This window comes from Hymenobacter telluris (assembly GCF_017313265.1).
Taxonomy (GTDB): Bacteria; Bacteroidota; Bacteroidia; order Cytophagales; family Hymenobacteraceae; genus Hymenobacter; species Hymenobacter telluris.
This window is the reverse complement of record NZ_JAFLQZ010000008.1, coordinates 167,506-190,879: the sequence shown is the minus strand read 5'-3', so window position 1 is coordinate 190,879 and position 23,374 is coordinate 167,506. Positions and strand designations below refer to the sequence as shown.

The window sequence follows — 23,374 nt, the reverse complement described above, 5'->3', positions numbered from 1 at the left end:
GCGCTGAGAAGCTCCGCCACGCGGCCAGTTGAGAGTAAAAGCAACGCCCAGCCTGCCGGCGCGGAAAAGCGCAACGAGCCAAAGGTACGAGTTTGCGGGCGCAAAAATAGAATATCGGGCCGCACACCTGCTATTGGCCGGCTCAGTCCCCACCCGACGGCACTCGGGCCCCACGGCAAAGCGTGTCGGCCAGCCGCCAAACGCCGCCAACGCCTCCCGGCTGGCGCAGTTGACTGCAACGGTAGCCACCCCGGTCCGCCGCGCGTATCTGCCTGAACAAGAAAGGCCCGGCGTGGGCCGGGCCTTTCTTTGCTGGGGGCTACATCATTATTCGCGCAGCAGACGCAGCGTAGTGGTTGTGCCCCCGCCTTTTACCTGCACGATGTAGGAACCCGGCAACAGGCTGCGGACCGGCAGCTCGTGGTCTTGCTGACCAGCCAGCGGGAACCGGCTGATGACCCGGCCGGCCATGTCGAGGATGCTGACCTGGTATTCGCCGGCCGGTACGGCGCGCAGGTTGAGCGTCAGCCGGGCCTGGGCGGGGTTGGGGTACAGGCTGATGGCCGCTTGCAGGCTCTTCTGGAACCGCACCATCCGCACGGGGCTGTAGGAGCTGGTTCCATCAGCATCTACCTGATGCAGGCGGTAGTACACCACTGAGGCAACGGCTTGCAGAGCCGCGTTGGCGTCCAGGTACTGATAAGTATAGTCGGTGGAGCTGTATCCCTGCGCTTTGCGTGAGCCAACCACTTCGAAATGGGCGCCATCCAAGGAACGCTCCACGTAGAACCGGTCGCTGTTGCGCTCCGAGGCGGTGGTCCAGGTCAGGCTGGCATCCTGCCGGATAGCCAGGGCACTGAAGTGCTTCAGCTCAACCGGCAGGGGCCGCGCCACCGACACGTCTTCGGCCGTGGAGGTGGCCCCAAGGTAGTTGCTGCCGGGCACCGACCCGGTACCCGTGTAAGTGCCACCCGGCGAAACAGTGGTAGCCGCCACCGTGCGCGTGGGGTCGAGGTAGGTAATCTGCGCGTCCGACTGGTAAGCTACGTTGCCTTCAACCGCAGCATTCAGATCCACCAGGAACTTGATGGTCAGGATAGCGCCGGCGGGCAGGTCAATGTCGCTGAAGCTGGGGTTGGTGTCTTCGGCACCGGGGCCCTTATAATAGTTCAGGGCGCCGGGTGTAGTGCTCAGGTTTACCACCGTATTATCGGTGAGGGTGAGGGTAGCCGATACCGTGCTGTTGTATTTGAAGAGCGAGCCAGCCCCACCACCGGGGTTGGTGGCGTTGGCCAGCGCCACCAGCGCCTTAAGGCCGGAGGCAGCCCCGCCGCTGTTTGCCACGGTCAGCGTGTAGGTGGCCTGCATAGCGCTGCTGCGTACCACCTGCGGGGTATTGGCTCGCAGCGTAGCAGCCAGAATGGGGCGGCAGCCAATAGACGAAATACCACCGTTTTGGGCCGCATCCCGGGTAGACACGGGACCAGCATTACCGGCCGCCGCACCATTGGCAGCGGCACCAGCAGTACCAGCTTTGGCAGTGCCATTGGCACCAGTAGCAGCAGTAGCAGATGGGTCCAGCGCCGCAGAGGTTGCATTGTTGTAGCTTACTCCCCCGCTGCCACCACCACCCGCACCATAGGAAATAAGGGTGCTATTCGAAGCCGTGCTACCACCCGCGCCACCATTAACGGTGAGGGTCAGGCTGGCCATGGAGCCCGTGCTGGCGATGAGCACCGCGCCGCCGCCGCCGCCGCCACCGGCCGCGTTACTGGTAGCGGGAGCGGCGGCACTTACTGCATTGCCGCCATTGGCACTAATAGTACCCGTGCCGGATACCGTGCCGGTGCGTAGGATAACAATACCGCCGCCGTTGCCCCCGCTGCCGCTGCCTTCAGTACCAACAATCCCCGTGCTGCCCGCGCCGCCGCCGCCGCCCATAAACAGCCGGGTAGCTGACGACAGACCTGGCGCAACAGCCCCGCCGCCACCGGTTGCCGTTGTGTTGTAGCTACCGCCTTTGCCCCCGTTATCAGCATTTATTGCGTTGGAGCCGCCACCGCCGCCCGTGTTTCCGGCGTTGGTGAGGACCGTGGCATCGGTGCCGCCGCCGCCGGCATTACCGGGTGCGCCCCGGCCAACACTGCCTCCCGGATACGCGTCCGTACCTAAATCAAGCGAGGTAGTTGCATCCTGAAATACGTAGCGCGGAGTACCCGCAATGCCTTCGCCCTTGGCTCCGTGGGCACCAACCCCCTCCTTAGCCGCTGCTACGTTCCGGTAGTCTGTGCTGCTATAGGAGACATTACCGGTGTACCGGACCCCGCCGCCGCCGCGGAAGCCTTTGCCGGTCATGGTGAAGCGCGTGGTGTTAGTAGCTCCAAAGGTGGTGGCACCCACCACATCGAGTACCAGTACTCCGCCCGTTGTGCCATTCCAGGCCGCGCCGGTGGTTACCACCTGCGTGGCATCGAAGGTGGAGTACTGCGGAACCCGAATAACCTGAAACCGCCGCGGACCGGCCGTAGCGGTGGCTGCTGCCCCTACGTAGCCATTTACCAGCGCTTTGGTCAGCACCAGGGTGCCGCCGCTGGCGTAGGTCACGTTGGTATTCGGAGCCACTACTGCGTACTCATACGTGCCGGCGGTTACGTTGCTGACCGTACCGTAAGCAGTGGTGTTGGGCGTGGTAATGTCGGCTCCCTGCATCTGCATAATCAGCACCAGGTCACCGGGCATGAGGGGCTTGCTGTACCCGGTACCCGGCCCGGTCAGCGTGATGGTTTTCGCGCCGGCGGCCACGGAGCTCTGCCCTTGAAAATACGTATTGATGATGGTGCCGTCGGTAACAGCCACCCCTACCGGACCTGGTCCATCGGTGCCGGGCCCGCCACAGCCAGTGGCGGTAGCTGTGGGGTTGTAGCCCGTAGTGGTGAGGGTAGCGGTGTTGTTGCCGGCGTCGGGGTCCGGTACGGTGGTGGTGAAGAACGCACTGCCCGTCACGTTGCCCGAGTTCAGAACGAAGTTCACGGAGTTGTCAACCGGGGCACTGCTTGGCGACAGGGAGGCAATGGTGGGGAAGGTAACGGTAGTAACCTTGGCCGCGCCCGTCCCGGTGGAGCTGAACGTGTAGTTCGGCGACGCAGCCACCGTAATATCGCCGTTCAGCGTCAGCTTCGGTACGATGTTGGAGCCAGTTTCCACGCCCACGTTAGAGGTGGTGGTAGTATAGGTCAGCGTCGAGCCGATGTTGGCTACTGCCGGGCCATTGAGGACCGTGGCCACGTCGGCGCCGGAAACTACTACGGTGATAGTACCCTGGTTGGAAATAGATTTCAGGATGCTTTGCACGGTGTAGGGTACCGTGAACGTTCCGGAAAAAGAGCCCGACGGAGTGAACGTAACCACGCCGTTGCTACCAATGGAGAACGTACCCTGCGGAACCGTCAGAGTGTTATCAACGGCTACGGTACCGGGGTCGAGGTCCAGGGTTGCCACGTCAAGCGAGCTTCCCGAGGCTTCGTCGTTGGTGAGGGGGCTGAAGCTGACCGGCGCATTGTAGGCAGTTCCTACCAGGTCGTTGTTGGCCACGGGTGGTCGCACAATCTGTAGGTCGCGCACCTCGTGAAAGTTGGTACTGCCGCCCGTAGAAGCCGCAAACCCAATCCGCAGGCTCGACGGCATCACCTGCGTAGCCGAGGTGAAAGTGTAGTTATCAATGACGGTGGACACAGTAGTAGGTCCGTTCTGAATGCGCACCGTAACCTTGTAGGTGGTAGAGCCTTTGCTAACCGGAAACACGTCCACGAACACCCGCCGGTAGTCGGGCGAAGTGCTTTGGGCGCGGGCAGTAGCCACGTCGATACCATAGCCCGAGGTCAGCGTCCGGGTGGTGCCGCTTACCGTGTAGGTAGCGGTGCGGGCCCCAATTATATAAGGGTAGGCGCTGGCATTAGTAGTGGCATTGCCGGCTCCTCGAATAGCCACCCCGGAAATTACCCGCCCGGCTGTGCCGCCGCTTTTTCCTTCATTTGCTACGGAATAGCCACCAAACTCATCGAGCCCGATGCCGACGAACCCGCCGGTAGCACCCGCAATATTGGTTGAGCCCGCCACAAGCTGGGCATAGCCCAACGACCCGCCGTAGCCACCAGGTACGAAGCTGGTCGCATCGGCTACAATACTCCCGTCGATGAGAAACAGGTTGATACCATCAGCCTTGGCCAGCTGGCTATCGGTGGTAGTGCCGCCGTAGGAAAAGTACTCGAACGAGATACTGAAGCCGTTGGCGGGGTTGAAGGCTTGTTTGGAAATAGCAAACCCCCGCTGGTTGCTAACGTTGGACGTTAGCCGGAGGTAGCCGGTGTCGCCGGTAGAACTGGTATTCGTTAGCGAGGCATTCCCCCCAATCCGAAACGTAGTCAGACTGTTCGTTCGGAAATCATCTTTGATAAAATAATCCTGGGCCTGGGCCGACCTGGTGCCCAGCAAACCGCCATATACGGCCAGCATTCCCGCCGACCTTACCAGCACGTTGCGTAGACTAGCTTGGCTGATTGTTCGAGTAAAAGGTAGTCTCATATGCTACTAAATGTTGATGTACAAATGGGAGAAAAGCAGCTCATCTACAGCACATTACTGGCCCAACGAAAAACTGCTATTGTGTTACCAGACAGCAGTATTAATTAAGATATAAATCCAGCACAGACAGATAGATTCTACTTTTATAATTATACCACTTATGCCTTAACACTTTGCAATCCTTACAATGACTTTTACTATCTACTATTCAGCACTTTACCACACTAAATAGAAAACAATAGCAATATATACTTTTTGAATAAATCAGCTAATAATTTATTATATTATTTATGATTAAAAACGATATAGTTATATTAATTTATCATAAATACGAGCGTAGAGCAACTCTATCTTGGTTGTGTGCCACGCTGGCCAGTAATGGTTACTTATCATTTAAGCGTAGGCGAAAGGCTGTAAAGGAGTCTACTCCTGTTACTAACTGAAAAGCGCCTTTCAACCGTGCTGGGGCCGGCTAACCTTGCTAGCAAATCCGGAGTTGAGCCACACTATTGTCGCAATCCTGGGTATGAATCGTCGCAATTCTGGTTTGGCACTTGCCCTCCGCACCTGGAATTCCGTTGTTGGTAGCACAAGTTTCTTCCACCAACCTTTCCAATTACTATGGGCATCACCCTCAAGCAAGCACAACAGGCCGTGGCGGCCGCGCACGAAAAAGCCCTGGAAATGGGCGTGAAAATGAATATTGCCGTGGTTGACGCCGGCGCGAATCTGGTGGCCTTCATCCGAATGGATGATGCCTGGCTTGGCTCACTCGACATTTCCATTAAGAAGGCCAAAACGGCCCGCTTCTTCGATATGCCCACGGGCGCTATTGGGGGCCTCTCGCAGCCCGGCGGCTCCCTTTTCGGCATTGAGCATTCCAACGGTGGCCTCATTACGTTTCCGGGTGGCATCCCGCTCAAAAACAGTGAAGGCCAGGTTTTTGGCGCTATTGGCGTATCCGGCGACACGGTGGAGAACGACCACGCAGTGGCCGAAGCGGGCGTACAGGCCCTGGCAGGGCAATAAGGGTTCTACCCGGCCAACCCAACTTTTCTTATCCCAGCATCTAGCCCCATTCCAATGGCTGATAACAGAGGCGTAGTATACCTAGAACCCGGCAAGGTTGAGGTACAGGACATAGCTTTTCCCGAGTTGAAAAACCCGAAAGGCAAGAAAATCACGCACGGTGTGATTCTGAAAGTAGTATCCACCAACATTTGCGGCTCCGACCAGCACATGGTACGAGGCCGCACCACTGCACCGGCCGGCCTGATTCTGGGCCACGAAATAACCGGCGAGGTGATTGAGGCCGGCACCGACGTAGAGTTTCTGAAAAAGGGCGACTTGGTATCAGTGCCGTTCAATGTGGCGTGTGGCCGCTGCCGCACCTGCAAAGAAATGAAAACCGGCATCTGCCTGAATGTGAACGAGGGCCGCGCCGGCGGGGCCTACGGCTACGTGGACATGGGCGGCTGGATTGGCGGGCAGGCCGAATACGTCATGGTGCCTTACGCTGATTTCAACCTGCTGCGGTTCCCGAACAAGGACCAAGCCATGGAGAAAATCCGGGACCTGACCATGCTAAGCGACATTTTCCCGACGGGTTTCCACGGGGCGGTGAAGGCGGGCGTAGGACCAGGTACTACCGTGTACATTGCCGGGGCCGGGCCGGTAGGGCTGGCCGCCGCGGCCTCGGCGCAACTGCTGGGCGCGGCCGTGGTAATAGTCGGCGACATGAACAAGGCCCGCTTGGCTCACGCCCGCTCGTTCGGCTGCGAAACCGTGGACTTGACACTGGACGCTTCCCTGACCGAGCAAATCACCCAGATTCTGGGCGTACCGGAAATAGACTGCGCTGTGGATTGCGTGGGCTTCGAGGCCAGCGGCCACGGCACCGATTCCAAGAAAGAAGTACCAGCGGCCGTGCTCAACTCGCTCATGGAAATCACCCGCGCCGGAGGCTCTATTGGCATTCCGGGCCTGTATGTAACCGAGGACCCAGGTGCCAAAGACCAAGCCGCGCAGAAAGGTAGCCTCTCGATTCGATTTGGCCTGGGCTGGGCCAAAAGCCACTCCTTTCACACTGGCCAAACGCCGGTTATGAGCTACAACCGCCAGCTTATGCAAGCCATTCTGTACGACAAAGTGCAGATTGCCAAAGCCGTAAACGTGGAAGTCATCAGCCTCGACGACGCACCCAAAGGCTATGCCGAGTTTGACAGCGGCGTGGCCAAGAAATTCGTCATCAACCCGCACAACCTGATTCCCGATGTGAAGCCCAAAACCAAAGCCAAGGAAGTAGCTACGCACTAGCAGCTTCTGTTTGTAGTTGCTCTTTCCTAAACAGTCGGGTTACCCTTGGGGTGGTCCGACTGTTTGTTTTTCAGTGGAAAATTATGGGTATCCTCGTCAAGTGGCGGCAGTTATTCGTTAGCAAGTATTCCTTGCATTCCACCTGTTGTTGACTACATGCCCGACTACCTCCCACTAGAAGATTATGGCCTGATTGGCAATCTGCACACCGTAGCGCTGGTGGCCAAAACCGGTTCTATCGATTACCTCTCCTTCACCCGCTTCGACTCCCCTACCATCTTCGCCTCGCTGCTCGACGCCGAAAAAGGCGGCCACTGGTACTTGCGGCCCGCGGGCCGTGAGGTACGCAGCAAGCAGCTGTACTTGCCGGATACGGGCGTGCTGCTCACCCGTTTTTTCACCGAGGAAGGCATTGCCGAGCTAACCGACTTTATGCCCGTCAAGCGCCACGAGCAGAACTGCGCGGTGGTACGCACGGTGCGCATCATCAAGGGCAGCATGACGTTTGAGATGCAGTGCGCCCCGCGCTTCGACTATGGCCGGGCCGAGCACGAGGTAGCCCAACAGGCCGATGACAGCCTGCTGTTCCGGGGCCTCGACCAAGCCGGCTTTCAATTTCGGCTGCTCGGCAATAAGCCCTTCGAGCCTAACCAGCAAGGTGATGCCGAGGGCAGCTGGACGCTGAAAGCGGGCGAAACCGTCAGCTTCGTGATTGAGGCTACGCCCGTAGATGACCCCACTTTCATTGCCCGCGACCTGGCGCACTACACCGAAGCCGCCTTTCAGGATACGCTTAGCTTCTGGCGTGAGTGGGTGGAAAGCAGCACCTACACCGGCCGCTGGCGCGAAACCGTACTGCGCTCGGCCATTACGCTCAAGCTGCTGACCTCGCTGCAACACGGCTCTACGGTGGCCGCTGCCACGTTCGGCCTGCCCGAGGCCATAGGTAGCAACCGCAACTGGGACTACCGTTTCACTTGGATTCGGGATGCCGCTTTCACTATGTACGCTTTCCTGCGGCTGGGTTTCACGCGGGAGTCCAAGGATTTTCTGCGCTGGATTATGGAGCGGCTCGAACACCTGGAGAAGGCCGAGGACTTGCAGCTGATGTACGCCGTAGACGGTGGCGCCGACCTGCCCGAAATAGAGCTACACCACCTCAGCGGCTACCGCGACTCGCAGCCGGTGCGCATTGGCAATGGTGCCGCCAAGCAGTTTCAGCTGGACATCTACGGGGAACTGCTCGATACTATTTACCTCTACAACAAGTACGGCGGGGCCATTACCTACGACTTCTGGCAGCACGTATGCCGCCTGGTGGAGTTTGTGGCCCAGAACTGGCAACGGCCCGACCACGGCATTTGGGAGGTGCGCGACGAAGAGCGGGACTTCATTTCGGGCAAGATGATGTGCTGGGTGGCGCTCGACCGGGGCATCCGGATTGCCCGCGACCGGTCGTTTCCGGCACCGCTGGTGGAATGGCTACGCGTCCGCGACGAGATTTACGAGGAAGTCTACAACCAGTACTGGAGCGAGGAAAAGCAGGCTTTCGTGCAGTACAAAGGCAGCCAGGTGCTCGACGCCAACGTGCTCCTGCTGCCCCTGGTTCGGATGTTTACGCCTGCCGAACCCCGCTGGCAAGCCACCATGCAGGCCATTGAGAAGGAGCTCCTGCTCGATTCGCTGATGTTCCGCTACCACGCCGACGGTGGGGCTTCCGACGGCCTCAGCGGCGAGGAAGGCACTTTCACGATGTGCTCGTTCTGGTACATCGAAAACCTTTCGCGCGCCGGCGACCTGGACAAAGCCCGCCTGCTGTTCGAGAAGCTGCTGGGCTTTGCCAGTCCGCTGGGGTTGTACTCCGAGCAAATCGGGCCGCAAGGCCAGCAAGTCGGCAACTATCCGCAGGCCTTCACCCACCTGGCCCTCATTAGCGCCGCCTTCCAGCTCAACCGCGACCTGGACTCCCGGCAGGCGGGGCAAAACGGTGGCCACCAGTTTGTGTAGCTACCGCTTAGCCGGCACGTGGCTTCACTAGCTCAGCCTTAACGGAAAGCCAGGAACCGCGTAAGCTGCTAGCGCCGCGTGGCCGCTTTGGCCGGCATTTATCTGTTCACCCCTAACGCCTCCCACGTCATGAGCATTGAACTGAATCCTGCCGCCGTACAATTCGCTAAACGCCTCATCGAGGAAGGAAAACTGAAGAACGACGAAGGCCATTGGGGCCAGCACAACCCCAAACCCAACGCCGAAAACCAGTTTCTCAACCAGCACGAAATAGCCGAGTACGGCCAGTGGCACCTGGGCCTTGATATGAGCAAGGGCGAAGACACCAAAGGCCGCTACCACTTCCCCTACGGCGACTTTGAAACCGTACACCGCGACGGCCTGCTAGCCGCCAAGGAGCGCGCCGCCCAGCAAGGCTACTCCGACATCGAAAAGGCCGCCAACCAACTCTTGCAGGAACTGGAAGAAAAGGCGGCTAAGTAGACTGCCAACGCCTTCAGATTCTACTTCTACAGCCGGGCTGCTTTCAAGCGGTCCGGCTGTTTCGTTTATGCGTATCTTCAAGCAGCTAATGCCCTTTACTTATGCGCCCCACTATCACCGAAGATGTCATTACGCTCCGCGGCCCCTTACTGGCAGGTATGTCGGACGACGAGTTTTTCGAGTTTTGCCAACAACATCCTGAGCTACGAATTGAACGCAGTGCGCAACACGAAATCCTGATTATGTCCCCCACCGGTAGCCGTTCCGGCAAACGTAATTTTCGTCTCAATTTTCAATTAGGTAAGTGGTGGGAGCAGAATCGAGAACTTGGCGAAGCTTTCGACTCCAACACTGGCTTCACCCTCCCCGATACATCCGTATTGTCGCCCGACGCCTCTTGGGTGTCGGCGCCCAAGTGGAATGCCCTGACCACCGAGCAGCAGGACAAGTTTGCGCCGGTTTGCCCAGAGTTTGTGGTGGAGTTGAAATCCGCTTCCGACTCCACGAAAACCCTACAAGCCAAAATGCTCGACTGGCTGCGCAACGGCGCCCAACTGGCCTGGCTCATCGTCCCCGAAACCGAAACTGCCTACCTCTACCGCCCCGGCCAGCCCGAACCCGAAGTGGTGCAGGGCTTCGAAAACGAGCTATCCGGCGAAGCGGTACTGCCGGGGTTCCGGCTGCGGCTGGCGGAGTTGCGGTAATGCCAGCCGCAGTCTTTTTTTCACTACCATCATCCTACTTACCAATTGTTAATTCGCGTTACAGAAGCTCCCGTAGCGAGCTTAACCTTCACGTTACCGATTGCCACTTTTGTTATCTTATTTTTATTGGGCTGCGGGCCGTTGCTATCCGCTGGTATTGCGTTTGCGTGCATTGGTGCAGCGTGGCTCGTGCAGTCTGGCCTCGAAATAGACTTAGCGCAGGGGATGCAGCGCACCTATTATACTGCACTGGGCTTTTCCGTAGGCCAATGGAAGCCACTCGCCCCTGTCGTGGGTATTACACTGAAGTATTTTTCCTCTATCCAACCTAATACCACGCCTTCGTCGCGCCGTAGCTGGGGTGTATGGAATGATGCTTCCCAGCGCACTGAGGAAGTTATCGTTATGCTATCCATTGCTCACTCCAGCACTGGAATGATCATTAAAACATTGCCTTTATCTGAGATGCAGGAGGCAATAGCATTTGCAAAAGACTTGGCCGAACAGTTAGGCGTTCCGCTCCACACCTACATTCCGGCACACATTCAGGCTCGGAAATCGTAGTGGCTTTCGGCTTCTTCATGATTGATATCCAAGGTTCTATACCAACTGGAGAAATACCGATTTTACCTTGCTCGCAATGCCATTTCTGGTAGCTAACAGGCACTTTGAAATCCATCATGCCAGCGACGTGTCAACACGGAACGGTCTAGGCTGGGAGCTAGTTGAAATTACTGCGTCGGGGCGTGTTTTATTAATTGAAATATTTCGTCATGATGCTCTGAAGAAAATCGACTTTGCAACTTTTGCCGCAGTAGATATTCCTTTTGAGGCAATTGAAATTCTATGGCATGATTTCATTACCACTGATGGAAAGGAATTTATTGACGAATCTAAATGGTTGAACGAATAGCTTCTATATATAACGTGGAAGACTTGAATTTTCAATTACCTACATGGTATATAGTTCTCATGAGTCAAACTCATGAGAAAATCTTCGATTTCGAAGAAGGCAAATATTTACACTTATGGCCACTGCCTGAAGTTGCAGGAATAAACCAAGACTATGATGCCGATGAAAACTATCCTGGTTTCTTCCTGATAGGAACTTATGGAATTGGTGAGGCCTGCGCCATCGAAACAGAAACAGGCAACATATACACGATTCCGTTCATTGGTGATATTCCAGATAATGCCACTTATATAGGAAGTACCCTCGAAGACTTATTAGTCTATTTACAAGACCCTTGGTGAGAAAGGCCCCGCGCCACCCCGCCGGGGCTTTTTTCGTACCTTTGCTACCCCAATTTCCACCCAATTCCCACCTGCTATGCAAGCAGCTCCCGTAGCTCCGTATAAGCCCCAGAACCACGTTCGTATCGTGACGGCGGCGGCCCTCTTTGATGGGCACGACGCCGCCATCAACATCATGCGCCGCATTATCCAGAGCAGCGGCGCCGAAGTTATTCACCTGGGCCACAATCGCTCGGTGCAGGAAATCGTGGATTGTGCCATCCAGGAAGATGCGCAGGCCATTGCCATTACTTCCTACCAGGGCGGCCACAACGAGTACTTCAAGTACATGTACGACCTGTTGCAGGAGCGCGGCGCGGGGCACGTCAAGATTTTCGGCGGGGGCGGCGGCGTGATTCTGCCTTCCGAAATCGAGGAGCTGCAGCAGCACGGCATCACCCGCATCTACTCCCCCGACGATGGCCGCGCCATGGGCTTGCAGGGCATGATCAACGACTTGCTGGAACGCGCTGACTTCCCAACCGGCCAGAACCTGAACGGCGAAGCCGGCCACGTAAAAGAGAAAGACGCCCGCAGCATCGGCCGCCTGATTTCGGCCGCCGAGAACTTCCCGCAGGAGTTCGAGCGGATTCGGGTTCAGTTGCCAGTTGTCAGTTCTGAGTTGTCAGTTTCTAACGGCAGCCAGAACGAGCAGGCAACTGGCAACTCACAACCGGCAACTCACACCGCTCCTATCCTGGGCATTACGGGCACGGGCGGCGCGGGCAAATCGTCGTTGGTAGATGAGTTGGTGCGGCGCTTCCTGCTGGATTTCCCCGAGAAGACCATTGCCATTATATCGGTTGACCCGAGCAAGCGCAAAACCGGCGGGGCCCTGCTCGGCGACCGTATCCGGATGAACGCCATCAACTCGCCGCGGGTGTACATGCGCAGCTTGGCCACTCGCCAGAGCAATCTGGCCTTGAGCAAGTACGTGCAGGATGCTGTGGACGTGGTGCGCGCCGCCGACTTCGACCTGATTATCCTGGAAACGTCCGGCATCGGCCAGTCCGACACCGAAATCATCGAGCATTCCGACGCCAGCCTCTACGTGATGACGCCCGAGTACGGCGCGGCCACCCAGCTGGAAAAAATCGACATGCTCGATTTTGCCGACGTTATTGCCCTCAACAAGTTCGACAAGCGCGGGGCCCTGGACGCGCTGCGCGACGTGCGCAAGCAGTACCAGCGCAACCACGGCCTCTGGGACAAGCCGCTGGACGATATGCCGGTGTTTGGCACCATCGCCTCGCAGTTCAACGACCCCGGCATGAACCGGCTGTACCGGGCGCTGCTGGCTACCGTAGAACAGAAAACCGGCGTGCCGTTCGCCTCGCAGCTGGAAACCAGCACCACGGACTCCGAGAAGATTTACATCATTCCGCCGCACCGCACGCGGTACCTTTCCGAAATAACCGAAACCATCCATCAATATGACCAGTGGGTTGATAAACAATCGGCAGTGGCCCAGCAGCTCTTTGGACTCCGGGAAGCCATCGGAGCCGTTGAAAGCCTCGGAGCAAACGCCACCAGTGGAGGAACTGGCGCTGGGGACGGCGGCCACGGAGTCGGACCCGCAGCACTCGTGGCCGGCCTGGAGAGCACCTTCGAAGAGGTCAAGCTTCGGCTGGACAGACAGAACTGGAAACTTCTGGAGACCTGGCCGCAAAAGGTAGCCGCCTACAAAGCGCCGGAGTTTGTGTTCAAGGTGCGCGACAAGGAAATCCGCATCCAGACGCACACCACCAGCCTCTCGGGCCAGCAGATTCCGAAGGTAAGCCTCCCCCGCTATACCGCGTGGGGCGACTTACTGCGCTGGCAGCTGCAAGAAAACGTGCCCGGCGAATTCCCGTACACCGCCGGCGTGTTCCCGTTTAAGCGCGAAGGCGAAGACCCAACCCGTATGTTTGCCGGCGAAGGTGGCCCCGAGCGCACCAACCGCCGCTTCCACTACGTATCGGCGGGCTTGCCGGCCAAGCGCCTGAGCACCGCCTTCGACTCGGTGACGCTCTACGGCGAGGACCCCGACCACCGGCCCGATATCTACGGCAAAATCGGTAACGCCGGGGTGAGCATTGCCTGCCTCGACGACGCCAAGAAGCTGTACTCCGGCTTCAACCTCGCCAACCCGAGCACCTCGGTGTCGATGACGATAAATGGCCCCGCCGCCACGCTGGCCGCGTTTTTCATGAATGCCGCCATTGATCAGCAGTGCGAGCTGTATATCAAGGAAAACGGGCTGGAAGCGGAAGTCAACCAGAAAATCGAGGTTATTTATAAGGAAAAAGGCAGCACGCGCCCAAGCTACCAGGGCGAGCTACCGGCCGGCAACGATGGCCTCGGCCTGCTGCTGCTCGGCGTGACGGGTGACCAGGTGTTGCCCGCCGACGTGTACGCCACCATCAAGGCGCGCACGCTCAGCCAGGTGCGCGGCACCGTGCAGGCCGACATTCTAAAGGAAGACCAGGCTCAGAACACCTGTATTTTCAGCACCGAGTTTGCGTTGCGCCTGATGGGCGACGTGCAGGAATACTTCATCAAGGAGAAGGTCCGCAACTTCTATTCGGTGTCGATTTCCGGCTACCACATTGCCGAGGCCGGCGCCAACCCGCTCACGCAGCTGGCCCTCACCCTCAGCAACGGCTTCACCTTCGTGGAGTACTACGTGAGCCGCGGCATGGACGTGAACGACTTCGCGCCCAACCTGTCGTTCTTCTTCTCCAACGGCATCGACCCGGAGTACGCCGTAATTGGCCGCGTGGCGCGCCGCATCTGGGCCAAGGCCATGAAGCTGAAGTACGGTGCCAACGCCCGCTCGCAGATGTTGAAGTACCACATCCAGACCAGCGGCCGGAGCCTGCACGCGCAGGAAATCGACTTCAACGACATCCGCACTACGTTGCAGGCCCTCTACGCCATCTACGACAACTGCAACTCGCTGCACACCAACGCCTACGATGAGGCCATCACCACGCCCACCGAGGAATCGGTGCGCCGGGCTATGGCCATCCAGCTCATCATCAACCGGGAGCTGGGTTTGGCCAAAAACGAAAACCCGCTGCAAGGCTCTTTCATCATCGAAGAGCTAACCGACCTGGTGGAAGAAGCCGTGCTGATGGAGTTCAACCGCATTACGGAGCGCGGCGGCGTGCTCGGGGCCATGGAAACCATGTACCAGCGCGGCAAGATTCAGGAGGAAAGCATGCACTACGAGATGCTGAAGCACACCGGCGAATACCCCATCATCGGCGTGAACACCTTCCTTTCCTCGAAAGGGTCGCCCACGGTCATCCCGGCCGAGGTAATCCGCGCCACGGAGGAGGAAAAGCAGTATCAGATTACGATGCTCCAGAACCTGCACGCCCGCAACGAAGGCACCGCCGAGCAGCGCCTAAAGCAGCTGCAACAAGTAGCCATTGCCAACGGCAACCTCTTCGAGGAACTCATCGAAACCGTGAAGTTCTGCTCGCTCGGCCAGATTACAAATGCGCTGTTTGAAGTCGGCGGGCAGTATCGCCGGAATATGTAGTTTTAAATTATTTTTTTTGTGCTGGATAAGAAATATCCAGCACAAAAACTCTCCCGTGTTTTATGGCTTTGAGTAATATTCGACTCTTTACTAAGAAGATTTTCGATGAATATGCTAGAGAATTTGGGGAACGAAAAGCTTTAAAACTAATTGAAAGCATTCATAATTCTGTATTCCTTAACGATACTTTGCGGTTGTGGGACAAGCAGAACCACGTTCCTACCTATCAAGAAATACAAAAAGTCGTAGGAGCTATTAACTGGTTTGTCTTTTCCAAAAGAGAAACTACAGCGGTAGGCATGTTAGTAATGCTTGTCAAATGGGAAGAGCAAATAAACCAACCGAAACAACTAGTCTCTCCATTAGTTTCAATGCAAACTGCACTTGAAATATTAGACTGGTTAAGAGTCTATTCAGAAGCTGCACATTCCTATATGCAAGAAATAATCGATTCTACTTTAGTTGCTAGTAACAAGCTCACTCTTATCGAAAATCTTCACAAGCATAGCAAAGTATCGAACATTACTAAAATAGCATATAATATTCCTAGAGACAACATTTTTCAAACAAAAACGATAGAGCCAAGCTCGTTAATTTTCTCAATCCAAGAGGGAGATGATATAAAGGGGGAAATTTTCTCGGAACTCCCCACACAAATACTTCGTGATTTCTCAAATAATGGATATGCTTACGATTACAACGGCATAGCGCATGAATTTAAGGGTGAGTATCTTGAATTATTTGTAACAGATACAATAGAAAAGACAGATCATAAGATTAAACTAGAAGTATCAACACCTGATACTGCTTATAGTATAGATAAATCAAGGAAAAAAATAGCGTTAAAAATAAAGCCAGCAAGCTTTGAATGTACTATTGATAAACACGGAATTTCTTTTACCCACAAAAATGGATGGTTATTCATGATAGGCGGAAATACTGAAGAATGGATATTTTCGTAACTATTTTCACAAAACGCCTTCGGCGGGCGCGAAGTTATGTAGAGCTATAGCCCATAACTAACCACAGAAGCCGGCGCCTCCTCCGCCGCACCAGCGGCAAGCCGGCACCGCGCCGCTTGGAGAAATCCGGGCGGCGTTTTTCATGCTTCACCCATGTGTTACACGCCAGCAACACGGCGGCTACCCTTTGCAAGCGTGGCTAGCCGAACTTTCGCCCCCGCCGTGGGTTAGTTAGCAATCTGAAACTTCTTGATGCGCTTGCGGCCCGCCTAGACGTCGAAAGCCGAGTTGCGTAACACCCCCTTCGTACCTTTTACCCAACAAGCAGAAAACCGATGAAATCCACCCTTATCCTCGCGGCCCTGGCGTCGGTTGCCACGCAGGCGCCTGCCCAAACCGCCCCCGCGCCGCGGGCGGCGGCCGACCAGATTGCCACCAAGAAAGGCCCGCTCACGGTGCAGCCCATCACCCACGGCAGCGTGGTCTTTACCTGGAACGGCAAGACTATTTACGTGGACCCCTACGGCGGGGCCGCCGCCTACGCTGGCCTGGCTGCCCCCGATGTTATCCTTATCACCGACATTCACGGCGACCACCTGGACCCGAAGACGCTGGCGGGGCTTTCCGTGGGCAAGGCCCTGATGGTAGTGCCCCAGGCCGTGGCCGATAAGCTGCCCGCCGAGTACAAAGCCCAGGTCCGCATCCTGCGCAATGGGCAGCGGCTCGATACACTGGGCATGAGTGTAGCCGCTATTCCAATGTACAACCTGCCCGAAGCGCCCGACGCGCCGCACACCAAAGGCCGGGGCAATGGCTACGTGCTGAACCTGGGCGGCAAAAAGGTGTATGTGTCCGGCGACACCGAAGACATTGCCGAGATGCGCGCCCTCAAGGGCATCGACGTGGCTTTCGTGTGCATGAACCTGCCCTACACCATGGACGTGCAGCAGGCCGCGCAGGGCGTGTTGGCCTTTAAGCCCGGCATTGTGTATCCGTATCACTACCGGGGCCAGAACGGCCTGAGCGACGTGGACGGCTTCAAGAAAACCATGAACACGGCCAACAAGAAAATTGACGTGCGGCTGCGCAACTGGTATCCGGCGGCTCAGTAAGTCGCCCCCATAACGTAGAACGTCCTGCCAGGCACCGGGCTCCACAGGACGTTCTGGCCCCCAACTTGGCGTGCGTTTAGGCGCTGCCGTAACTCGTGGCCATCTATCAGGTGGGGGCTCCTTTCCCTGCTGCCAGGCGGCAAGCAGAACCCGCGCCGCCTGGAGCTATCCGGGCGGCGCGGCTGTTTTTGGTTGAGTCGCCATTATCATTCAATCAGCCATGCCCTACCCCAGCACCAAAACCCGCTACCTTGAGGAATGAAGATTCCAGAAAAATCACCCGTTGCTGCTCCCATCACGCTGGTTCGGGCCTTTGGGGTGATGAGCGGGACGATGCTGGTGGCGGGCATTGTGATTGGCTCCGGCGTGTTCAAGAAAATTGTGCCGCTGGCGCAAAGTGGCTTGAGTGCGGAGTGGATACTGGCCGCCTGGGTGGTGGCGGGCCTGATAACCATCTGCGGCGCCCTGAACCTGTCGGGCATGGCCTCGCTCACCGAAGAATCAGGCGGCGTGTATGAGTACCTGCGGCTGTCGTTTGGCCATTTTGCCTCGTTCCTGTTCGGGTGGACGGATTTTGCCATCATCGGCTCGGCTTCGGTAGCGGCGCTGGCGTTCATCTTCGCCCAATCGATGAATGCCCTGCTACCGCTGCCCAACCCGGCCGAGGCTTGGGCGCACTTCTCCATCGGCCAGCTGGTGTACCCTTTCGCCGACTCCGGTATCAAGCTGCTGGCCATTGGCACGGCGGCGGTTCTTACTTGGGTGAATTACCGCGGGGTAAGTGGCAGCGGCCACCTCAGCAATGTGTTTACGGCAGCCAAAATCGGAGGTATTCTCTTGCTGGTTGTTGCGGGCTTGTTTCTGGCTTCGCCGGAATCGGGTGGCCCGGCGGCGGTGGTACCGGTGCGGGACGTGTCGTTGGGCAGTGCTTTTTTTGGCGCGCTGCTCAGCGTGTTCTGGGCCTACGATGGTTGGGTGGACCTCTCCTTTGTTACGGGCGAAATCAAGAATCCGCGCCGCAACGTCCCCCGGGCTATTATCGGCGGGGTGGGTGTGGCTGTTGTGCTGTACGTGCTGGTCAACTACGTGTACCTACGCACGTTACCCCTGGCCGAGCTGGCGGCCGTGGGCCCAAACGAAATTGGGGCGGCCGTGGTGGCGGAGGCTTTGCTGGGCAAGTGGGGCAAAACGGGCGTTACAGTGTTGATTTCAGTGAGCGTATTCGGCACGCTCAACTCGGTGCTGCTCTCACACACCCGCGTACATTTCCGCATGGCCCAGGAAGGGTTCTTCTTCAAATCGGCCGCGGTGGTACACCCGCGCTACCGCACGCCACATCGGGCGCTGTTCTACACGCTGGCCTGGAGTAGCTTGCTGATTGTCTCTGGCAGCTTCGAGCAACTGACTGACCTGGTTATTTTCGCCACCTTCCTGTTCTACGGCTTGCTGGCCGTGGCCGTCGTGAAGATGAAGCGCCAAGGCCGCATCCCCGGCCCGGTACCCGGTTACCCGTTCGTGCAACTCGTGCTGCTGCTGTTTGCCTTCACGTTCACCGGCCATACCGTGGTTACGCAACCCATTCAGTCCCTTTTGGGCTTGGCCTTGATTCTGACCGGACTCCCGTTTTTCCTGTACTTCCGTCGGCAACAAGCCCACTCATAGCCAACCAGTAGGCCTACCTGGCGCGGGTGTGGCGTAACGCAACTCGCACCAGGTAGGCCAATAGAACCAGCAGATGTGTGTGGGCTATTGCATAAAGTTGAAAACGGCCTCCAGCACCAAGTCCGGCTTCTCTTCAAACATATAGTGGCCACTGTCGAGCAGGCCGACGACTTGCACGTTTTCGGCCACGTAGGGCAGGCCCATGTTCATGTGGTTGTAGGCCACGTAGCTGGCAATGCCGAGCACGGGCATGGTCAGGCGGGGGTAAGTGCTGGCGTCCGCCATATCCTGGTTGAAAGCCTGGTACCAGGCCGTGGCTGCCCGAATGCTTTCCGGCTGATTGTAAGCGGCGGCGTACACTTCCCGGTCAAATTCCGTCATGTGACGCTCGTCAATCATCACGTACTTGAAAAGCCAGTCGAGCAGGTAGCGGAAACGGCCGGCCAGCAGCTGCTCGGGTAGTTCTTTAATCTGGTTGAACGCCATCCACCACATATAGGGGTTGTTGCCATCCATCTTGGCCTCGAAGGTGCCCGGCGCGGGCAGCATGGCCATGTGGCGCATACCTTCACTGGGGTGGCTGCCGTCCAGCAAAATAAGCTTGGCAGTGGCCTCGGGGTAGTTGAAGGCGAAGCTCATGGCCACCATGCCCCCGATGTCGTGGCCCATCAGCGTTACCTTGGGCAGGTTGAGTAGCTGCGTCAGGGCGTACACGTCCTGGGCCATGGTCTTTTTGTCGTAGCCGGTTGCGGGCTTCTCGGTGCTGCCCATGCCCCGGATGTCGAGGAGGATGACGCGGTAGCGCTGGGCCAGCTGGGTGGCTACCGGGTGGAAGGAGTACCAGGTTTGGGGCCAGCCCGGCAGGCAAATCAGGGGTTGGCCGCTGCCGCCCTCCACGTAGTGCAGCCGGATGCCATTGACGGAAACGTAATGGTTGGTAAAGCCGGGCAGCTTCTTGACCAGTTCCTGATCCGAGTACTGATCCTGGGAGGAAACTGGTACTGAGGCGTCGAGTTCAGCGCTTTGCGTGCTGGCGCTGGGTGCAGATGGGGTGTTCATAAGAAGGTGCGTTGAAGGTGAAAGCAACTGGCAACTGCCGGTTTGCGTGTTGCAAAGGTCTCCTCCACCCCGTCGGCGCGTTGCCTGATTCGTGCTGTCTTCTTACAGATTCTTGCGCAGTATACCGGCGGGCTAGCCGTGCTGAAACTCTCGCGGGCTCTGACCCACCGCCCGCTTGAACGCCGCCGAAAAATGGCCCGGTGACGCAAAGCCCAGCGCATCACTGATGGCGGCAATGGGCAAATCCCCGGCCCGTAGCAGCTGCCGGGCCCGCTTGATTTTCCAGTCCAGCACGTATTGGTAGGGCGAGTGGCCGGTGGTTAGCTTGAAGCGGCGGGCAAAATGAAAGATACTCAGGTTAGCCAGCTCGGCCAGCGCCGCCAGCGTGATGGTCTGCTCCGCCGCGGCTTCCAGATACGCATCAATGCGGGCCAGCACCACCCCTGGCAGGCGCGCCCCGGTGCCCGCAATCCGCCGCTCGAAGGTGGCGTGGTACTCGATGAGGTGGTAGCCCAGCGTGTGCATCACCGACTCGGTGTAGAGCTGCCCCAGCGCATGCTCCCGGCCGGCCGCCGTCAGCAATTGCCGCCCCAGATGGGGTAGTAACGGGTCCTCGAACCGAAACCGCTCCCGCAGGTTGAAATACGCCAGATCGAAGCTTTGGCGGGCCCGATTTTCCAGCCAATCGGGGTCAATATGCACGTTGATGATATCAGCTGGCCCGTCCCAGGCAGAGGGCCCGTACTCCCCGGCGGGATATAAGCCGGTGTCATTACGCTGGAACAGGCCCTCCTCCACCCGGTTGCCGTTCGGGCGGTGGGAGTGCACCGCTTGCTCGGCCTGATGAATGAGCAGCAAGTGCTGGGCGTGAAAATGGGCGGGCACTCCCCCGGCCGCCAGTTGGTAGCGCTCCACCCGCAGCCCCGGCCACGCCTGCGCGGCGCTGGTTTGCAGGGCGGGCAGCTCGTACAGTTCGGAAGTATAGGTGGAGTAGTTCATCGGGATACAACAAGTAGCGAATAACCTATGGGGCAGCTATATGTTCAGCTTCCGAAGGTCGTGCTAAGTAAGCGACTTGTATGTTCCCTCCTACGTGCCGGCCGGTAGCGGGCAACCCCCACAATAGCGCATTATGCTGGGTTTAAATGGCCACCGACCCCGTTAGTCGAAGACCACGGGCGTACCTTCTGCCAATTGCCTAGCTTTACCCCATGCGCACGGCTTCGACCATATGGGGAATTATTCTGTTGGCTCTGCTACTGGGCCTGGCTGCCTGCTCCTCCCCCGACCAGCAAACCGACGTTCCAGTTAAGAACCCCGAAACCGGCGAAGTCTACACCCGGCGGCGCGTGGTAGTGAACGACTCGCTGATCCGGGGCCGCGTGCTGGACCGCAACGACTCGGTGCTGGTAGACACCCGCGCGTATTTCCTGCTGAAGCTGCCCCGCCGCCCCCCGCTCGACACGCTGGCGCTGGGCGAGCTGCTGGGCTGGGATTCCACCACTGTGCGGCGGCGCATTGCCGAGGCCCTGCCTTACCCAGGCGCACGGCCCAGCAACTCGGTTCAGTTGCGCCTCACCGCCGCCGAAGTGAAGCGCGTGCGCCGGGATAGCGCCGCCTGGCCCATGCTTAGTTTGCTTGAGCGGCAGCAGCGCCTCTACACCACCAGCGCGGGGGCAGCGGTGCTGGGCTACCGAGCCAGCGAAGCGCAGGGCTTCTACCGCCAGGCCCGGCGCTACCGGCGGGGCCGGTTCTATCGGCTGCGCAACGGCGGGGTGGAAAGCTACTACAACGGCTTGCTTACGGGCCGCCACGGTTACCTGCACCCGCTGGTGGATGCCAAGGGCAAAGAGCACGGCACCTGGGCCCAAGACACCACCTTTCGGCAAGGCCAGGATTTGCACCTCACCCTGGATGTGAAGCTGCAAGCCTACGCCGAAAAGCTGCTGGGCAACCGCCGCGGCTACCTGGTGGCCCTCGACCCACGCACCGGCGAAATCCTGGCCTACGTGTCGGCGCCGGTGTATGACGCGGCCACCATCACCGCGCCCGACAAGGCCGGGGTGCGCGCCGAGTTGCTGGAAAGCGAAGATATGCCGCTCATCAACCGGCCGGCTATGCTGGCTAATCCGCCCGGCTCGGTGTTTAAGCTGGTAAATGCGGCGGTGGCCTTGCAGCTAGGCGCCATCACGCCCGCCACTTCCTTCCGCTGCGACCAGTCGTTGGTGAGTTGCGTGCACCACCACCCGCAGGCCAAAACCCTAACCCTGGGCCTCAAGTACAGCTGCAACCCCTACTTCTACCAGACGATGCGCAACCTCATCGACTGCGTGCCCGACAGCTTGGTGCAGGACACGGTAGCGGCCCGCCACGCCAACCTGGCCCAGTGGCGGCGCTACGTCCGCTCGTTCGGGCTGGATTCGGTACTGGGCGTGGACGTCCCGCGCGAGGCGCCCGGCTTTTTGCCCACCCCAGCTTACTACGACAAAGCCCGCCGCACCCGCAACTGGACCTACCGTTCCATCTATTCACTCAGCATCGGGCAGGGCGAAATCAACCTAACGGGCCTGCAAATGGCCAATATGGCGGCCATTATTGCCAACCGGGGCTGGTACTACCCGCCGCATCTGGTGCGCGCCGTCGGGAACGGGGGGCCACTAGCGCGCTTCACTGAAAAGCACCGTACCCTCATCGACAGCGCCCACTTTGCCGCCCTCGTGCCCGGCATGGTGGCCGTCATGCAGCGCGGCGGCACCGCCGACGCCTCCAGCCTCGCCGACGTGGGCATTACGGTAGCCGGCAAAACCGGCACCGTGCAAAACGACGAAGGCGACGACCACGCCGCCTTCGTGGGTTTCGCCCCGGCCAGCAACCCCAAAATAGCCGTGGCGGTGTACCTGGAAAATGCGGGTTTCGGAGCCACGGCCGCTGCGCCCTGCGCCGTGATGGTGATGGAGAAATACCTGCGCGGCTACATTGCCCCCAAGCGCAAGCGCTGGGAAAAGCGCATTCAGAACAGGGCCCGGAGCGGCTATTAGACTGGAAAGCCACCAGGCCAACTATCATTAAGTGCTACCGGAGCCTGCTTACGCGAGGCCACCCGTATCCGCGGGAACCATTAGAAAGGTACGCTTATGGTTTGCTCGTTGCACCGTTCGGCTACCACAGTTCTGTTAACTGTTTCCAATACCTGGTTGCTGCCGCTGATACTGGAAATCGACAGAGGATACGTTCCTGCCGAAACGTTCACCGTATCGGCGCCTTTTCCAGCGGCCACTGTCTTCTCCTCTATTCTAGTGGTGGAATACACTATGCGGATAGAGTGCCGCACAGCTGTATTGCCAAACTTGATTATAGTGATGCTGTAGTTCCCTCTCTCGCAGGGTTTCAAAGGTTCGTCGGTGTCTTTGTCGCAGCCCAGGCTGGCGGACAGCGGCAGCGCCAGCAGGGCGGCATACAGGCGGGTGAATTTCATGAACTATACGTTTGCTACCAGAATGAGTACGGGCCCAACTCAGTCCCGAATTCATGCTTAAATGTAGGCCGTTTTTCGTGCCGGATGGTTGGGGCACAGCCCAGAAGCTGGCGGCCCTCAGGATACCTGCCGGCCAGGAAACCGAACGCACCGGTTCTACAGTTGGGGAACTGACACCAGGGCGGCCGACA

At 58.2% G+C, this 23,374-nt stretch carries 17 protein-coding genes; 13 read left to right on the top strand and 4 right to left on the bottom strand.

Going from position 1 to position 23,374, the window contains the following annotated elements:
- Positions 1–327 precede the first annotated feature (327 nt).
- Positions 328–4,581, bottom strand: coding sequence for a T9SS type A sorting domain-containing protein (locus J0X19_RS13930; protein ID WP_206984978.1), 4,254 nt, complete (start codon positions 4,579–4,581; stop codon positions 328–330).
- Between the two features lie 621 nt (positions 4,582–5,202).
- Here J0X19_RS13930 and J0X19_RS13925 point away from each other — a divergent pair.
- The 12 genes from J0X19_RS13925 to J0X19_RS13870 all read left to right on the top strand — a co-directional run bounded on the left by J0X19_RS13925 (position 5,203) and on the right by J0X19_RS13870 (position 18,649).
- Positions 5,203–5,610 carry a GlcG/HbpS family heme-binding protein gene (locus J0X19_RS13925; RefSeq protein ID WP_206984977.1) on the top strand — a complete coding sequence of 136 codons (408 nt, stop codon included), beginning with the start codon at positions 5,203–5,205 and terminating at the stop codon, positions 5,608–5,610.
- A 54-nt stretch (positions 5,611–5,664) separates the two neighbouring features.
- A complete protein-coding gene (gene fdhA / locus J0X19_RS13920; protein ID WP_206984976.1) occupies positions 5,665–6,897 on the top strand; it encodes a formaldehyde dehydrogenase, glutathione-independent in 1,233 nt (410 codons plus the stop codon).
- 156 nt (positions 6,898–7,053) lie between these two features.
- Positions 7,054–8,904 carry a glycoside hydrolase family 15 protein gene (locus tag J0X19_RS13915; RefSeq protein WP_206984975.1) on the top strand — a complete coding sequence of 617 codons (1,851 nt, stop codon included), beginning with the start codon at positions 7,054–7,056 and terminating at the stop codon, positions 8,902–8,904.
- A gap of 78 nt (positions 8,905–8,982) precedes the next feature.
- A complete protein-coding gene (locus J0X19_RS13910) occupies positions 8,983–9,387 on the top strand; it encodes a hypothetical protein (protein ID WP_317194777.1) in 405 nt (134 codons plus the stop codon).
- A 101-nt stretch (positions 9,388–9,488) separates the two neighbouring features.
- Positions 9,489–10,091, top strand: coding sequence for a Uma2 family endonuclease (locus J0X19_RS13905; RefSeq protein ID WP_242582613.1), 603 nt, complete (start codon positions 9,489–9,491; stop codon positions 10,089–10,091).
- Between the two features lie 45 nt (positions 10,092–10,136).
- On the top strand, positions 10,137–10,655 hold the full coding sequence (locus tag J0X19_RS13900; protein WP_206984974.1) for a hypothetical protein: 519 nt from the start codon (positions 10,137–10,139) through the stop codon (positions 10,653–10,655).
- Between the two features lie 76 nt (positions 10,656–10,731).
- Positions 10,732–11,004, top strand: a complete 273-nt coding sequence (locus J0X19_RS13895; protein WP_206984973.1) for a hypothetical protein — start codon at positions 10,732–10,734, stop codon at positions 11,002–11,004.
- On the top strand, positions 10,989–11,345 hold the full coding sequence (locus J0X19_RS13890; RefSeq protein ID WP_394369117.1) for an SMI1/KNR4 family protein: 357 nt from the start codon (positions 10,989–10,991) through the stop codon (positions 11,343–11,345). The genes J0X19_RS13895 and J0X19_RS13890 overlap by 16 nt, the downstream gene beginning before the upstream one ends.
- A 76-nt stretch (positions 11,346–11,421) precedes the next feature.
- Positions 11,422–14,913 (top strand): methylmalonyl-CoA mutase family protein, encoded by a 3,492-nt coding sequence (locus J0X19_RS13885; RefSeq protein WP_206984971.1) that lies wholly within the window; start codon positions 11,422–11,424, stop codon positions 14,911–14,913.
- Between the two features lie 62 nt (positions 14,914–14,975).
- Positions 14,976–15,875, top strand: a complete 900-nt coding sequence (locus J0X19_RS13880) for a hypothetical protein (protein ID WP_206984970.1) — start codon at positions 14,976–14,978, stop codon at positions 15,873–15,875.
- 335 nt (positions 15,876–16,210) lie between these two features.
- Positions 16,211–16,987, top strand: coding sequence for an MBL fold metallo-hydrolase (locus J0X19_RS13875; protein ID WP_206984969.1), 777 nt, complete (start codon positions 16,211–16,213; stop codon positions 16,985–16,987).
- Between the two features lie 258 nt (positions 16,988–17,245).
- A complete protein-coding gene (locus J0X19_RS13870; RefSeq protein WP_206984968.1) occupies positions 17,246–18,649 on the top strand; it encodes an APC family permease in 1,404 nt (467 codons plus the stop codon).
- Between the two features lie 84 nt (positions 18,650–18,733).
- On the opposite strand, the gene J0X19_RS13865 is transcribed toward J0X19_RS13870, so the two are convergent.
- Both J0X19_RS13865 and J0X19_RS13860 read right to left on the bottom strand, forming a co-directional pair.
- Positions 18,734–19,708 (bottom strand): alpha/beta fold hydrolase, encoded by a 975-nt coding sequence (locus J0X19_RS13865; protein WP_206984967.1) that lies wholly within the window; start codon positions 19,706–19,708, stop codon positions 18,734–18,736.
- A 132-nt stretch (positions 19,709–19,840) separates the two neighbouring features.
- The gene (locus tag J0X19_RS13860) at positions 19,841–20,707 is read right to left on the bottom strand and encodes a helix-turn-helix transcriptional regulator (protein WP_206984966.1); all 867 of its coding nucleotides are present in this window, start codon (positions 20,705–20,707) and stop codon (positions 19,841–19,843) included.
- 212 nt (positions 20,708–20,919) lie between these two features.
- On the opposite strand from J0X19_RS13860, the gene J0X19_RS13855 reads away from it, so the two are divergent.
- Positions 20,920–22,746, top strand: coding sequence for a peptidoglycan D,D-transpeptidase FtsI family protein (locus J0X19_RS13855; protein ID WP_206984965.1), 1,827 nt, complete (start codon positions 20,920–20,922; stop codon positions 22,744–22,746).
- A gap of 80 nt (positions 22,747–22,826) precedes the next feature.
- Here the strand turns inward: J0X19_RS13855 and J0X19_RS13850 are convergent, their stop codons facing one another.
- Positions 22,827–23,183: a hypothetical protein gene (locus J0X19_RS13850; RefSeq protein ID WP_206984964.1), complete on the bottom strand. Its 357-nt coding sequence runs from the start codon at positions 23,181–23,183 to the stop codon at positions 22,827–22,829.
- Positions 23,184–23,374: the final 191 nt, after the last annotated feature.

Bases quoted from the DNA above. Each gene is read 5' to 3' on its own strand.
- J0X19_RS13875 (WP_206984969.1), top strand. From the start codon at position 16,211: ATGAAATCCACCCTTATCCTCGCGGCCCTGGCGTCGGTTGCCACGCAG.
- J0X19_RS13850 (WP_206984964.1), bottom strand. From the start codon at position 23,183: ATGAAATTCACCCGCCTGTATGCCGCCCTGCTGGCGCTGCCGCTGTCC.
- J0X19_RS13890 (WP_394369117.1), top strand. From the start codon at position 10,989: ATGGTTGAACGAATAGCTTCTATATATAACGTGGAAGACTTGAATTTT.
- J0X19_RS13880 (WP_206984970.1), top strand. From the start codon at position 14,976: ATGGCTTTGAGTAATATTCGACTCTTTACTAAGAAGATTTTCGATGAA.
- J0X19_RS13885 (WP_206984971.1), top strand. From the start codon at position 11,422: ATGCAAGCAGCTCCCGTAGCTCCGTATAAGCCCCAGAACCACGTTCGT.
- J0X19_RS13895 (WP_206984973.1), top strand. From the start codon at position 10,732: ATGCCATTTCTGGTAGCTAACAGGCACTTTGAAATCCATCATGCCAGC.
- J0X19_RS13925 (WP_206984977.1), top strand. From the start codon at position 5,203: ATGGGCATCACCCTCAAGCAAGCACAACAGGCCGTGGCGGCCGCGCAC.
- J0X19_RS13865 (WP_206984967.1), bottom strand. From the start codon at position 19,708: ATGAACACCCCATCTGCACCCAGCGCCAGCACGCAAAGCGCTGAACTC.
- J0X19_RS13930 (WP_206984978.1), bottom strand. From the start codon at position 4,581: ATGAGACTACCTTTTACTCGAACAATCAGCCAAGCTAGTCTACGCAAC.
- J0X19_RS13860 (WP_206984966.1), bottom strand. From the start codon at position 20,707: ATGAACTACTCCACCTATACTTCCGAACTGTACGAGCTGCCCGCCCTG.
- J0X19_RS13870 (WP_206984968.1), top strand. From the start codon at position 17,246: ATGAAGATTCCAGAAAAATCACCCGTTGCTGCTCCCATCACGCTGGTT.
- fdhA (WP_206984976.1), top strand. From the start codon at position 5,665: ATGGCTGATAACAGAGGCGTAGTATACCTAGAACCCGGCAAGGTTGAG.
- J0X19_RS13855 (WP_206984965.1), top strand. From the start codon at position 20,920: ATGCGCACGGCTTCGACCATATGGGGAATTATTCTGTTGGCTCTGCTA.
- J0X19_RS13905 (WP_242582613.1), top strand. From the start codon at position 9,489: ATGCGCCCCACTATCACCGAAGATGTCATTACGCTCCGCGGCCCCTTA.
- J0X19_RS13915 (WP_206984975.1), top strand. From the start codon at position 7,054: ATGCCCGACTACCTCCCACTAGAAGATTATGGCCTGATTGGCAATCTG.